The organism is Prauserella sp. PE36, assembly GCF_003311655.1.
Lineage (GTDB): Bacteria > Actinomycetota > Actinomycetes > Mycobacteriales > Pseudonocardiaceae > Prauserella_A > Prauserella_A endophytica.
This window is the reverse complement of sequence record NZ_QEQT01000047.1, coordinates 31,569-44,281: the sequence shown is the minus strand read 5'-3', so window position 1 is coordinate 44,281 and position 12,713 is coordinate 31,569. Positions and strand designations below refer to the sequence as shown.

The 12,713-nt window shown below is 72.5% G+C and carries 13 protein-coding genes; 7 read left to right on the top strand and 6 right to left on the bottom strand.

Annotation, left to right across the window (positions count from 1 at the left end; translation table 11 throughout):
* Positions 1-26 precede the first annotated feature (26 nt).
* The 3 genes from DI005_RS09185 to DI005_RS09175 are packed head-to-tail and all read left to right on the top strand — an operon-like array spanning position 27 to position 4,410.
* Entirely contained in the window at positions 27-923 is an 897-nt protein-coding gene (locus DI005_RS09185) for an alpha/beta hydrolase (protein WP_112268322.1), read from the top strand.
* Positions 923-2,707, top strand: a complete 1,785-nt coding sequence (locus DI005_RS09180; RefSeq protein ID WP_113641857.1) for an ABC transporter ATP-binding protein — start codon at positions 923-925, stop codon at positions 2,705-2,707. The genes DI005_RS09185 and DI005_RS09180 overlap by 1 nt, the downstream gene beginning before the upstream one ends.
* Positions 2,704-4,410, top strand: coding sequence for an ABC transporter ATP-binding protein (locus DI005_RS09175; RefSeq protein ID WP_112267931.1), 1,707 nt, complete (start codon positions 2,704-2,706; stop codon positions 4,408-4,410). The genes DI005_RS09180 and DI005_RS09175 overlap by 4 nt, the downstream gene beginning before the upstream one ends.
* Before the next feature lie 9 nt (positions 4,411-4,419).
* Here DI005_RS09175 and DI005_RS09170 read toward each other — a convergent pair whose 3' ends face one another.
* On the bottom strand, positions 4,420-4,968 hold the full coding sequence (locus DI005_RS09170; protein WP_112267929.1) for a TetR/AcrR family transcriptional regulator: 549 nt from the start codon (positions 4,966-4,968) through the stop codon (positions 4,420-4,422).
* 76 nt (positions 4,969-5,044) lie between these two features.
* On the opposite strand from DI005_RS09170, the gene DI005_RS09165 reads away from it, so the two are divergent.
* Both DI005_RS09165 and DI005_RS09160 read left to right on the top strand, forming a co-directional pair.
* The gene (locus DI005_RS09165; RefSeq protein ID WP_113641856.1) at positions 5,045-6,238 is read left to right on the top strand and encodes an FAD-dependent monooxygenase; all 1,194 of its coding nucleotides are present in this window, start codon (positions 5,045-5,047) and stop codon (positions 6,236-6,238) included.
* Between the two features lie 30 nt (positions 6,239-6,268).
* On the top strand, positions 6,269-7,072 hold the full coding sequence (locus DI005_RS09160) for a hydrolase (RefSeq protein ID WP_113641855.1): 804 nt from the start codon (positions 6,269-6,271) through the stop codon (positions 7,070-7,072).
* Between the two features lie 16 nt (positions 7,073-7,088).
* On the opposite strand, the gene DI005_RS09155 is transcribed toward DI005_RS09160, so the two are convergent.
* From DI005_RS09155 to DI005_RS09140, 4 genes are all read right to left on the bottom strand, one after another.
* Complete coding sequence (locus DI005_RS09155; RefSeq protein ID WP_112267923.1) at positions 7,089-7,502, bottom strand: OsmC family protein; 414 nt, start codon at positions 7,500-7,502, stop codon at positions 7,089-7,091.
* Positions 7,503-7,523: 21 nt separating this feature from the next.
* Positions 7,524-7,952, bottom strand: coding sequence for a hypothetical protein (locus DI005_RS09150; protein WP_113641854.1), 429 nt, complete (start codon positions 7,950-7,952; stop codon positions 7,524-7,526).
* Positions 7,953-7,969: 17 nt separating this feature from the next.
* The gene (locus tag DI005_RS09145) at positions 7,970-8,518 is read right to left on the bottom strand and encodes a hypothetical protein (RefSeq protein WP_137096409.1); all 549 of its coding nucleotides are present in this window, start codon (positions 8,516-8,518) and stop codon (positions 7,970-7,972) included.
* Positions 8,519-8,692: 174 nt separating this feature from the next.
* Positions 8,693-10,411 (bottom strand): dihydroxy-acid dehydratase, encoded by a 1,719-nt coding sequence (locus DI005_RS09140; RefSeq protein ID WP_113641852.1) that lies wholly within the window; start codon positions 10,409-10,411, stop codon positions 8,693-8,695.
* Between the two features lie 112 nt (positions 10,412-10,523).
* Between DI005_RS09140 and DI005_RS09135 the strand changes: the two genes are divergently transcribed.
* Positions 10,524-10,925: a DUF2267 domain-containing protein gene (locus tag DI005_RS09135; protein WP_112267915.1), complete on the top strand. Its 402-nt coding sequence runs from the start codon at positions 10,524-10,526 to the stop codon at positions 10,923-10,925.
* Positions 10,926-10,974: 49 nt separating this feature from the next.
* A complete protein-coding gene (locus DI005_RS09130; protein ID WP_113641851.1) occupies positions 10,975-11,286 on the top strand; it encodes a hypothetical protein in 312 nt (103 codons plus the stop codon).
* 149 nt (positions 11,287-11,435) lie between these two features.
* On the opposite strand, the gene DI005_RS38920 is transcribed toward DI005_RS09130, so the two are convergent.
* A complete protein-coding gene (locus tag DI005_RS38920) occupies positions 11,436-12,707 on the bottom strand; it encodes an MSMEG_1061 family FMN-dependent PPOX-type flavoprotein (protein ID WP_233520064.1) in 1,272 nt (423 codons plus the stop codon).
* Between the last annotated feature and the right edge of the window lie 6 nt (positions 12,708-12,713).

Here is a 12,713-nt window from a genome sequence, read left to right as displayed (position 1 = left end):
GGGGCCCGGCCAAGAGGATGGTCGGCATGGATCCCGAACTGGAAGCATTCCTCGCGCTGTTCCCGAAGACCGACCTGACCGATCTGGAGACCTCGCGCAGGAACTTCGCCGAGCTGGCCGTCGCGGTGCCCGCTCCCGATCTCACGGACATGCAGGTCGAGAACCGCACGGTGCCCGCCGATCCGGACGTGCCGGTGCGGATCTACCGTCCGCACCTGGCGCAGGGCGCCATCGTCTGGATGCACGGCGGCGGCTGGGTCATGGGCGACCTCGACACCGAGCACCCGTGGGCAGCGCGGCTGGCGGGCCTTTCCGGCGCCGTGGTGATCTCGGTGGGCTACCGCCTTGCCCCCGAGAACCCGTTCCCCGCCGCTCTGGACGACACCTACGCGGTGCTGAACTGGACGGCCGAGCACGCCGCCGAGCTGGGTATCGACGCGGCGCGGATCGCCGTCGGCGGACACAGCGCGGGCGGCGGCCTCGCGGCCGGCGTGGCGTTGCGGGCGCGTGACGAGCAGGGCCCGCCGATCCGGTTCCAGCTGCTCAACCAGCCCGGCCTGGACGACCGGCAGGGGACGTGGTCGGCGCGCAACTTCACCGGCACGCCCTGGATGAACCGCGACAAGGTCACCGAGGCGTGGCGGCACTACCTCGGTTCCGCTCCCGCCACTCCGTACGCCGCCCCGGCGCGGGCCACCGATCTGACCGGCCTGCCGCCCGCCTACGTCTCCACCGCGGAGTTCTGCCCGAACCGCGACGAGGACATCGAGTACGCGCTGCGCCTGCTCCAGGCGGGGGTGCCGGTGGAGCTGCACCAGTGGGCGGGCACGTTCCACGGGTCGCAGGCGATCCTGTCCGCCGAGGTGTCGCAGCGCCAGCTCGCCGAGCTCGGCGCGACCGTCCGCCGGGCACTGGCCGGCTGATGACCGCCACCGACCTCGCCGAGGCGAGGGCAGTGTCCACACCGGCCGCCGCCGAGGCGCCGCCGAGCACGGCCCGGCTGCTGCGTCCTTTCGCCGGGAGTTTCGCGGCCGTGGTGGTCCTCCAGGTGATCGGCGCGGTCGCTGGCCTGGCGCCGTTGCTGGCGGTGGTCGAACTGGGCCGGACCCTGCTCTCGCCGGGGCCGATCGATCACGGCCACGTCTGGTTCGTCGTGCTCGCGGGTGCGGCGGGCCTGCTCGTCCGCCTGCTGTTCACGGCCGCGTCGGCGGGGATCGGGCACCTCGTGGACGACCAGGTGCAGTTGTCGTTGCGCCGGGCGCTGGCCGCGAGGCTGGGAAGGGTGCCGCTCGGCTGGCTCTCCCGCCGCCGGACCGGGGAGCTGGCGAAGGTCGTGGGGGACGACGTGAGCGCGGTGCACCCGTTCGTCGCGCACGCCCCCGGCGAGCTCGTCGCCGCGTTCGTGGTGCCGCTCGTGTCCCTGGTGTACCTGTTCACCGTCGACTGGCGGCTCACGCTGATCACGCTGATTCCGGTGGTGCTGGCGGTGGCGCTGGTGCCGCTGATGATGACCCCGGCGCGGCGGCGCGAGCAGGAGGAGTTCGACGCGGCGATGGGCCGGATCGCGAACTCGGTCGTCGAGTTCGTGCAGGGGATCGCGGTGGTCAAGGCCTTCGGTGGCGCCGGGCGTGCCCACCGCCGGTTCCTCACCGCGGCGGACGACTTCGGCCGCGTCTTCTTCCGGTGGGTGCGTGGTCTGTCCGAGGTCGCCGCCGGGATGCAGCTGGCCCTGTCGCCGCCGTTCGTGCTGCTGGTGGTGCTGATCGGAGGCACGGTCCTGATCACGACGGGTGGCCTGGCCGCGCCCGACCTGTTGCCCTTCCTGCTGCTCGGTCTGGGCCTGACCGCTCCGGTGGCGGCACTCGGCCACGGGTTCGACGACCTGCAGGCCGCCCGGCGCGCGGTCGGCCGGATCCGGGACGTGCTGGCGGTGCCGTCGCTACCGGAGCCCGTGCGCCCTGCCTCGCCGCGGGGGCAGCGGGTGGAGCTGCGGGACGTCCGGTTCGCCTACGAATCCGGACACGAGGTGCTGCGCGGCATCGACCTGGTGCTGGAGCCGGGCACCGTCACCGCGCTCGCCGGGCCGTCGGGCAGTGGGAAGTCCACTGTGGTCCAGCTGTTGCCCCGGTTCTTCGATCCCACACACGGTTCGGTCACGCTGGGAGGCGTCGACCTGCGCGAGCTCGGCAGCCGGGAGCTCTACCGGAAGGTTTCCTTCGTCTTCCAGGACACCGTGCTCCTGCGCGCGTCGGTCGGCGACAACATCGCGCTCTCGGCGCCGAACGCCGGTCTCGACGACGTGGTGCGCGCGGCCCGGCTGGCGAACGTCCACGAGCGGATCCTGGAGCTGCCGCGGGGGTACCACTCGGTGATCGGGGAGGACGCGGTCCTCTCGGGCGGAGAGGCGCAGCGGATCTCGCTGGCCCGGGCACTGCTCGCAGACGCGGCTGTCCTCGTGCTGGACGAGGCGACGGCGTTCGCCGACCCGCAGACCGAGCAGGCGGTGCGCCGGACCCTGAAGGCGCTGAAGGGCGAGCGCACGATTCTCGTCATCGCCCACCGCCTGGAGACCATCGCCGACGCCGACACCGTCGTGGTGCTGGAGGACGGGACGGTCGCCGAGCGCGGCAGTCCCGCGGAGCTGCTGGCACGCGGCGGAAAGTTCGCGGCGTTCTGGCAGTCCCACCGACGAGGAGAGTTCCGATGATCCGCATGTTGCTGCGTGTGCTGGGTCCCGAGTACGCGAAGCCGGTACGCCGCACGGTGGCACTGATGACGATCACCGCGATCGCCGAGGGCCTTTCCTACGCGCTGCTGGTTCCCGTGCTGCGAGCGCTGTTCGGCGGCGATCCCGGTGGTGCCTGGCCGTGGCTGGCCGCGTTCGGCGGTGCGGTCGCGGTGTTCGCCGTGCTGCGCTACCTCAGCGACCTGTCCGGGTTCCGGGTAGGGACCTCGCTGCTGCTGGGGATGTATCACCGGCTCGGCGACCACCTGGCCCGCCTGCCCATCGGCTGGTACAGCGCGGCCCGGGTCGGTGAGGTGTCGGTGCTGGCCAGCCGGGGCGTGCTGGACGCGATGGGTGTGGCGGCGCACCTGCTGGCGCCGTTCGTCTCCGCCTGCGTGACGCCGTTGACGATCGTCGCCGTGCTGCTCGCTCTCAACTGGCAGCTGGGGCTGGCAGCACTGGTCGCCGCGCCGATCGTCGCGGCGATCCAGATCTGGACGGGACGCTCGATGGCGGCTCACGACGCCGAGCGGCACGAACGCGACCACGAGGCCGCCGGGCGGGTCATCGAGTACCTCCAGGCCCAGCCGGTGCTGCGGGCAGGCGGCCGGACCCACGAACGGTTCGAGATGCTCGACGACTCGCTGCGCGAGGTGCAGCGCGCGTCCCGTCGCACCCTGCTGTCGGCGCTGCCCGGCACGGTGGGCCTGACGCTCGCGGTGCAGGCCATGTTCACCGTGGTGCTGGTGCTGGGCACCCACCTCGCGCTCGGCGGGCACATCGGGGTGGCGGAGGTGCTCGCGATCCTGGTGCTGGCCGCTCGCTGTGCGGATCCGCTGCTGTCGCTGTCGGACATCGGGGGCAAGCTCCGCGGCGCGCGCTCCGAGCTCGCGAGGCTCGACGCGGTGCTGAGGACGGAACCGCTGCCGGAACCCCGCGACCCGGTCGAACCGGAGGGGCACGCACTGGAGTTCGACGCGGTCACCTTCCGGCACGGCGACCGCGTGGTGCTCGACGGCGTTTCGCTGTCGGTGCCGGAGGGACGGCGGCTCGCCGTGGTCGGGCCGTCGGGTGCGGGCAAGAGCACGTTGCTGCGGCTGCTCGCGCGGTTCCACGACGTCGACGCGGGCGCGGTGCGCGTGGGCGGCGCGGACGTCCGCGAGATCGAGACCGGCGAGCTGATGTCGCGGATCGCCATCGTCTTCCAGGACGTCTACCTCTTCGACGGCACGATCGAGGAGAATGTGCGGCTCGGTCGGCCGGGCGCGAGCGTCGCCGAGGTGCGCGCGGCGGCGAGCGCGGCGGGACTGGACGACGTGGTGGAGCGGTTGCCCGGTGGCTGGGCGGCGAACGTCGGGGAGGGTGGCGCGCTGCTGTCCGGCGGTGAGCGTCAGCGGGTCTCGATCGCGCGGGCGTTGCTCAAGGACGCGCCGATCGTGCTGCTGGACGAGGTGACCTCCGCGCTGGACCCGGTGAACGAGGCGGCGGTGCACGCTGGCATCGAGCGGTTGCTCGCGGGGCGGACGGTGGTGCTGGTGGCGCACCGGTTGCGGACCGTGCGGAACGCCGATCGGATCGTCTTCCTGGAGGGCGGCCGGGTCGTGGAGGAGGGCGGCCACGACGAGCTGCTGCGCCGGGGTGGTCGCTACGCGGAGTTCTGGAGGCTCGCCACGACGCCGGGGTAGGCGAGGGGGTCACCTCGCGGGGAGGCCGAGGGCCGCGCAGGCGGCGTCGAGTGCGGCGGTCCGCAGCTCGTCGACGGGCGTGTCGGCGAGCAGCACCAGGCAGTCGCCGAGCCCGCCGAGCGCCACGATCGCCCGTGCCTGGGCGGCGACGTCGGCGCCAGGGCCCACCAGCAGCGTGGTGAGGCGGCGACGCCAGTCCACGATGCGCTCGACGAGACCGAACTCACTCAGCGTCGGCAGGTCGCGCAGCATCAGGCCGGTGACGACACGATGGCGGTGGGAGACGTCGAAGTAGCGGCCGAGCAGCTCCCGCGGGTCCACCTCCTCGGCGGCCTCGTCCTCGGCGAGCAGGGCGTCGAGGTCGTCGGTCAGCGGCTGCAGCAGGCTCGCGACGAGCTCCTCGCGGGACGCGAAGTGGTAGTACAGCGCGGGTTTGGTTAGGCCGAGCCGGTCGGCGATCTGGCGCAGGCTCGTCTGCCGCACGCCCTGCTCGGCGAACAGCTCGAGCGCCACCTCCTGGATGCGCTGCCTCGTCCGGCTTGTCCTCGGTCTCGCCACGCGTCACACCCTAGTTCATTGACCGACCGGAAGGTAAACGGTTTACTTACCGGAAGGTCAATGAACGGGGGTACCGATGAACGTGCTGATCTCCGGGGCGAGCGTCGCCGGCCCGGTCGTGGCGTACTGGCTCGCGCGGGCGGGGTTCTCGCCGGTGGTCGTGGAACGGACGCCCCGCCCGCGGCTCGGTCTTGGCGGTCATGCGGTCGACCTCTTCGCGCCGGCCATGGAGGTGGCCCGACGGATGGGCATCGTGCCCGCGTTGCGCGAGGCCGCGCTCCCGCCGGCGACGATCCGGCTGGAACGACCGGGCAAGCCGGCCATCGAAACGGACCTGGCCCACCTGTCGGACGCGTTCGCCGAGGCCAACCACGTCGAGGTCATGCGTGGCGAACTGGCCTCGACGCTGCACGACGTGACGCGGGACGACGTCGAGTACGTCTTCGGCGACTCGATCCGGACGCTCGCCGAGGACGCCGGGGGAGTGGACGTCACGTTCGACAGCGGGCGCACGCGGCGGTTCGACCTCGTGATCGGCGCTGACGGCCTCCATTCGAACGTGCGGCGGCTCGCGTTCGGGCCCGAGCGCGGCTTCCTGCACCACCTCGGCGGCCACCTCGCGGTGTTCACACTGCCGGACCGCCTGGGGCTCGCCGGGCGGACGGTGCTGTACAACGCAGTGGACCGCGTGGTGGCGATGTACGCGGTGCCGCGCACCGGGCAGGCGCGGGCGGTGCTGCTGTTCCGCTCGGGCGAGCTGTCCTACGACCACCGCGACGTCGCCGAGCAGAAGCGTCTGCTGCGCAAGGAGTTCGCCGGTGCGGGCTGGGAGGTGCCCCGCCTGCTCGACGCCGCGGAGGACGCCGACGACTTCTACCTGGACGCGATCGCCCAGGTCCGGATGGACACGTGGACGCGCGGCCGCGTGACCCTCGTCGGCGACGCCGGGTACTCGCCGGGGCCCGCGGTCGGCGGTGGCACCACGCTGGCGATGGCCGCGGCGTACGTGCTCGCCCGCGCGCTCGCGAACGCGCGCGGCGACCACGCCGCGGCGTTCACCGCGTACGAGCACGGCGTGCGCGACTACGTGCTCCGCTGCCGCGAGGTCGCACCGCGCGTGCTGCGCAACGGCATCCCGCGCTCACCGGCCCACGTCGCGCTCACAGCGCTCTCGATGCGGCTGCTGCCACGGCTGCCCCGTGGCATCCGCCGCCGCGCGCTCGCGGGCGGGGCCAGCAGCACACTGTCGTCCTTCACCCTCCCCGGGTGAAGATGGACCCTCTGGGGAAGGGAGAACACGATGAGCTTCTGGATCTGCCGGACGTGCGCGGTGGAGCACGACGAGCGCGTGGAGGTCTGCGCGATCTGCGCCGACGAGCGACAGTGGGTGCCGGCCGATGGCCAGCAGTGGACCACGCTCGCGGAACTGGCGTCGGCGGGCCGGCGGGTCGACGTCGTGCCGCTGGAGGCGGACCTGTTCGGTCTCCGCAGCGATCCGGCGGTGGGCATCGGCCAGCTGTCGAAACTGCTGCGCACGCCGGAGGGCAACGTGTTGTGGGACCCGATCGGCTTCCTCGACGACGACGCCGTGCGCCGGGTGCGGGAGCTGGGCGACGTCGTGGCGATCGCGGCCAGCCATCCGCACATGTTCGGCGTGCAGGTGGAGTGGAGCAGGGCGCTGGGCGGCGTGCCGGTGCTCGTCTCCGAACCAGACCTGGAGTGGGTGGCGAGGCGCGACCCGGCGATCAAGCCGTGGTCGGGCACCGTCGAACCGGTTCCGGGCGTGACCATGACGCAGCCGGGTGGCCATTTCCCGGGCAGCGCGGTGGTGCACTGGGCGGCGGGCGCCGAGGGGCGGGGTGTGCTGCTGAGCAGTGACACCGTCTTCGCCAACCCGGACCGCGTCTCGGTGAGCTTCATGCGCAGCTACCCCAACCGCATCCCGCTGTCGGCCGGGGTCACGGCCCACCTCGAACGCTTCGAGTTCGACCGGCTCTACGGCAACTTCGACAACGTGATCGCCGAGGACGCCAAGGCGGTGGTGCGCCGGTCGGCCGACCGCCACATCGGCTGGGTCCGCGGCGACTTCGACCACCTGACCTGACGGGCTCCGGCCGCGGCTACTCGATGATCGTTCGCACCGGGGTGCCACGCTCGACGGTGCGGCTGACCGTGCACAGCTTGTCGTGGGACAGGGCGACCGTGCGCGGCAGCATCGCGCGCGCCGCGTCGCCCTGCTCGCCCTCGGGGAAACGCACGTGGAACGTCACCGAGAGGTTTTCCATCCGGTTGCCGGTCTCGCGATCGGACACCTTGTCGCCGCTGACGGCGACGGTGAACTCGGTCGGCTCGGTCCGCCTGCTCGTGGCGACGTCGGTGTCGATGGCCGTGCAGCCGCCGATGGCGGCGAGCAGCAGCTCCACGGGGCTGAAGTCGTCGCCGCCGATGGGCAGGGTGCCGCCGCGGTCGTTGTGCGCGACGTAGCGTCCGGCGGAGACGCGCTCGATGCGGACGGACCTCTCGGATGTCGTCATGCCCCGAACCTACCGGCGAGGTCAGGCGTCGAGGCCCACCCAGTGCCGGGTGTCCTTCCGCCGCGCCTGCACCAGTGCCAGCGTCCCGAACAGCAACAGGATCCCGAGTCGCTGGCTGTTCGCCGGGCCCGTGCTGCTCGCGTACTCCGGCAGCGAGTTCACCACGAGCTCGGCGAGGACGATGACCAGCGCGAGGACGCTGCCGATCGAGCTCACCCTGACGCCCGTGGGTTTGCGCTGGAGCAGCAGCACGCAGCCGGCGAGGGAGAAACCGGCGCAGGCTCCGTAGAGCGCGGCGAAGAGCACCACCAGCAGCGGGTCCACCACCACCTCGTCCAGCACGCCGAACACACTCACGAACACCAGCAGACAGACCAGGCCGACCAGCCCGCCGAACACCACGGCCAGCACGGTGGATACCTTGCTGGGCCGGTACTCCGTTGGTTCCATGTCCGTTGCTCCGATGGTCAGGCACCCACGGCGCCGAGGAAGATCCGCCACTGGCTCTTGGCTATGTCCGCGCCCTCGGCGCAGATGCTCTGCGCCTCGGCGGCCAGCTGCGGTGGGGGCGAGGGCTTGTCGTTGAGTCCGTAGCAGGGCATCGACCCGGCGAGCTGGCCGACCGTGGAGCGGATGGCGCTCGCGGTGGTGAGCACCGCGCCGTAGAGCAGGTGCGCGTGTTCGGGGTTCCCGGCCGTCAGTGTCTGCGCCGTGGCGTCGGCGACGTCGGCCGCCGCCGACAACGCCGTGCCGCACACCGTGTCGGTCAGCGGCGTCTGGCGGGTGCAGCGGTCCAGGCTCTCGGTGCCGGGATGCGCGGCCAGCGCGGCCTCGTACGCATCCCGGATGTCGCGCTCGACGGGCAGCTCCTCCGGGGTGGGCGCCGGAGCGGAGGTTGTGGTCGTGGGCGACACGGCCACCGAACTCCGCGGGGTCGCCGCGTCCTGCCCGCCCCCGCACGCGGCGAGCAGAGTTCCCGTGGCGAGGGCGAGTGCGGCACGAATGGTCCATCCCATGTCGCCAAAGCTAACCGCGAGCACCGCTGAGTTGAGCGACCCTGGCCGGTAATTGCCACGATCCGAAGTGGACCCAACCGCAGTGAAGGCCACCTTCACTGCGGTCAACGCAGTGAAGGTGGCCTTCACTGCGGTCCGGGCGAGGCGGGGCACGCGGGCTGGGGCAGGCGGGTGTCAGTGGGACTCGCGGCTGACCTTCGAGCCGCTGGAGCCGCGGAGGAAGTCCAGGTCGGCGCCCGTGTCGGCCTGCCCGACGTGGTCGACGTAGAGGCGTTCCCAGCCACGGCGCGGGCTGGCGAAACCGTCGAGGGTGGCCCGGTTCGGCGTCCGCGCGCGCAGTTCCGACTCGGGCACGTCCAGGTCGATCCTGCGTGCCGCGACGTCGAGGACCACAGGGTCGCCGGTGCGCGCGAGCGCGAGCGGGCCGCCCGCCGCCGCCTCGGGAGCGACGTGCAGCACGACGGTGCCGTACGCGGTGCCGCTCATCCGGCCGTCGCACACGCGCACCATGTCGCGCACGCCCTCGGCCAGCAGCTTCGAGGGAAGCGGCATGTTCGACACCTCCGGCATCCCGGGGTAGCCCTTGGGTCCGCAGCCGCGCAGCACCAGCACCGAGTCGGCGTCGACGTCGAGGTCCGGGTCGTCGATGCGGGCGTGGAAGTCCTCGATGGAGTCGAAGACGACCGCCCGGCCGCGATGCCGGAGCAGGTGCGGGGAGGCCGCCGCCGGTTTGATGATCGCGCCGTCCGGGGCGAGGTTCCCGCGCAGCACGGCGATTCCGGCCTCCTCCTGCACCGGCTCGGCGCGGGAGTGGATCACGTCGGGGTCCCAGCTCCGCGCGCCGTCCAGATGGTCGGTGAGCGGCTTGCCGGTGATGGTCAGCGCCGCGGGATCGAGCAGGTCCCGCACCTCGCGCAGCACCGGCAACAGCCCGCCCGCGCGGTGGAAGTCCTCCATGAGGTACTTGCCCGCGGGCTGCAGGTTCACCAGCAGCGGCACGCGGGAGCCGATGCGGTCGAAATCGTCGAGGGTCAGCTCGATGCCCAGCCGTCCCGCGATCGCGAGCAGGTGGACGACGGCGTTGGTGGAGCCACCCGTGGCGGCCAGCGCGACGATCGCGTTGTGGAACGACGCGCGGGAGAGCACGGTGCTGGGCCTCCGGTCCCGCGCGACCAGGTCCGTGACGAGCCTGCCGGTCTCGTGCGCGGACTCGAGCAGCCTGCTGTCGGGCGCGGGTGTGCCGGCCAGCCCGGGCAGCACCGTGCCGAGTGCCTCGGCCATGATCGCCATCGTCGACGCCGTGCCCATCGTGTTGCAGTGACCGCGGCTGCGGATCATCGCGGACTCCGAGCGCGCGAAGTCCTCGCGGTCCAGCGTTCCGCCTCGGACCTCCTCCGACAGCCGCCACACGTCGGTGCCGCAGCCGAGCGGCCTGCCCCGGAAGGTGCCGGTGAGCATCGGCCCGCCGGGAACCACGGCGGCGGGCAGATCCACCGAGGCAGCAGCCATGAGCAGCGCCGGGATCGTCTTGTCGCAGCCGCCGAGCAGGACGACGCCGTCGACCGGGTTGCCCCGCAGCATCTCCTCGGTCGCCATCGCCGCCATGTTGCGCCAGAGCATCGCGGTGGGCCGCAGCTGTGTCTCGCCGAGCGACACGACGGGGAGGTTCAGCGCGATCCCGCCCGCCTCGTGGATGCCGTCCCTGACCGAGGAGGCCACCTCGCCGAGGTGCGCGTTGCACGGCGTGAGGTCGGAGGCGGTGTTGGCGATCGCGATGTGCGGGCGCCCCGTGAAGGCGCTGCCCGGTAGTCCGCGTCGCATCCACGCGCGATGGATGTAGGCGTTGCGGTCGTCGCCCGAGTACCACTCCGCACTGCGCAACTCTGCTGCCATCCCACGCACTATGCCCGCTCGGAGACGATCTCGGGAAGACCCCGTGTAACGGGGGCGCGAACCGGGTAGGCGAGAGCAGGAGAGCCGGAACTCGACGTGACGAGGAGGCGCGATGAAGGAACACGAGATCGTTGCGGCGGTGCGCAAGACCGTGGGCCTCACCGACCCCGGGCACGCGGAGTCGGCGACCCGCGCCACGTTGTCGGTGCTCGGGCAGCGGCTCGCCGGGGGCGAACCGAAGGACCTGGCGGGGCAGTTGCCGCCCGCCATCGCCGAGGCGCTGCCCACCACCGGCGGCGCGGAACCGTTCGGCCTGGAGGAGTTCTACCGCAGGGTGGCCGAGGCCGAGGGGCGCGACTGCACCCAGGACAGCGCGCGGGAGCATGCCCGAGCCGTGGTGGCCACGCTCAAGCAGGGCGTGAGCAAGGGCGAGTTCGACGACCTGGTCTCGCAGCTGCCCCGCGAGTACCGGGACGACCTGCTCTCCACGGCCCCCGTGCGGGAGCACCGCTGATGGACGGGGCGGAATCGGTGCCCACCGACGACTCTGCCGAGCCGACCGCGTGACCGGCCACGAAGCGAGCCGGGGGTTCGCCGCGATGCCCGCCATCGTGCTCAACACCGCCGCCGACCCGGCGCAGTCCAAGGCGTGGCTGTGCGACGTGCTCGGCGTCGGCCCCGGTGACGTGGACTGTCACCTCGACCCGCCGCACGCGTACTTCGCGTGGCCCGGCGGCCAGGCGGAGCTGCGCGTCGACGGCGGGGGCGCTGGCGCGAGCACGGCGCACCTGCGGGTCAGCGGTGACGGCGACCTCGCCGCACGGGCGTTGGCCGCGCTCGCGGCCCAGGTGGACCAGAACCTCGACCCGGGCTGAACCGGTTCACGGCATGGGCCCGGTACGTGCCGGACGGCGTGCCCGGTTCGGTCGAGGTCGAGCGCACCGTCGCCGCGACCGGGCGTGTGCACGCCAGCGAGCGTCGAGGAGCAGCTTGCTTGGGGGTTTCCACGCAGTGAAGGTGGCCTTCACAGCGGGGGCGGAACCCGCGTCCGGCCTTCGCCGAGGGAAGCGCGCAGCGCGGCCTGGCTCTTGAACAGCGTGCCCGCCGTGGGAATCGTGTTCGGTTCCGGCCAGGTTTCCTTGTCCCACAACGAGGAGCGCGTGAACGCCCGGCCACAGTGGACGAACAGCTCATCGACCTCCACCGTGATCGCCAGGTCCGGCGCTGTCCCGTTCACCGCGAGCCGCTCCAGGAGCGGGCCCTCGCGCACGATCGTTGCCGTGCCGTTGACCCGCAGCGTGTGGTCGACACCGGGAACGACGAACAGCATGCCCACACGTGCGTTGCGCAGGATGTTGCGCATGCTGTCCACGCGCCGGTTGCCGTTGCGGTCGGCGAAGGCGAGCGTCCGGCCGTCGCCGAGGACGAGCACGGTGCCGGCCGGGTCGCCACGGGGTGACACGTCGACGGACCCGTCGTCGGCGCTCGTGGCGAGCAGGAAGAACGGCGACGCCTCCAGGAACCGCCGCGACTCGTCGTCGATCCCGGCCACCGGTTTGTCGAGGATGACCTGCGCCGGCTCCTCGACCACGTCGCGCAGCTCGTCCTCTGTGGACACGGTCCGCCCGGCGTGATGCCTGCCGATCGGCACGATCAGCGGGCTCGCCGAGACGGGGTCGGGCACGACCCGGCACGGCAGCCCGAACACCTCGCGCACCAGCTCCTCCGAGACCACGTCGGCAGGCGAGCCCCCGGCCACCAGGTCGCCGTCCTTGAGCACCAGCAGGTGGTCGGCGTAGCGGCAGGCGAGGTTGACGTCGTGCAGCACGGTGACGATCACGGTGCCCTCGCCTCGGTTGAGGTCGGCGAGCAGGTCGAGCAGCTCCACCTGCTCGGCCACGTCGAGCAACGTCGTCGGCTCGTCGAGCAGCAGCACGCCCGTGCGCTGGGCCAGCGCCATCGCGATCCACGCGCGCTGGCGCCAGCCGCCGCACAGCTCGTCGACGTACCGGTCGGCCAGCTCCAGCGTGCCGGTGGCCCGCATGGCCCCGGCCACGGCCTCGTCGTCGGCACCCGGACCGAGGCCGACGAGGTCCGCCACCGTGATGCCCTCAGGCGCTGACTGCGCGGGCGGCAGGAGGCCGAGCCTTCTGGCGACCTCCACGCCCGGCAGCGTGTGGATGGCCTTGCCGTCGAGGTACGTGGCCGCGGACCGCAGCGCCCGCTCGCGCAGCATGGCCGACCTGCCGGAGCCCTGAGGCCCGGCGATCACGGTGAAACCCGGCTGGTCCGGCACGTCGCG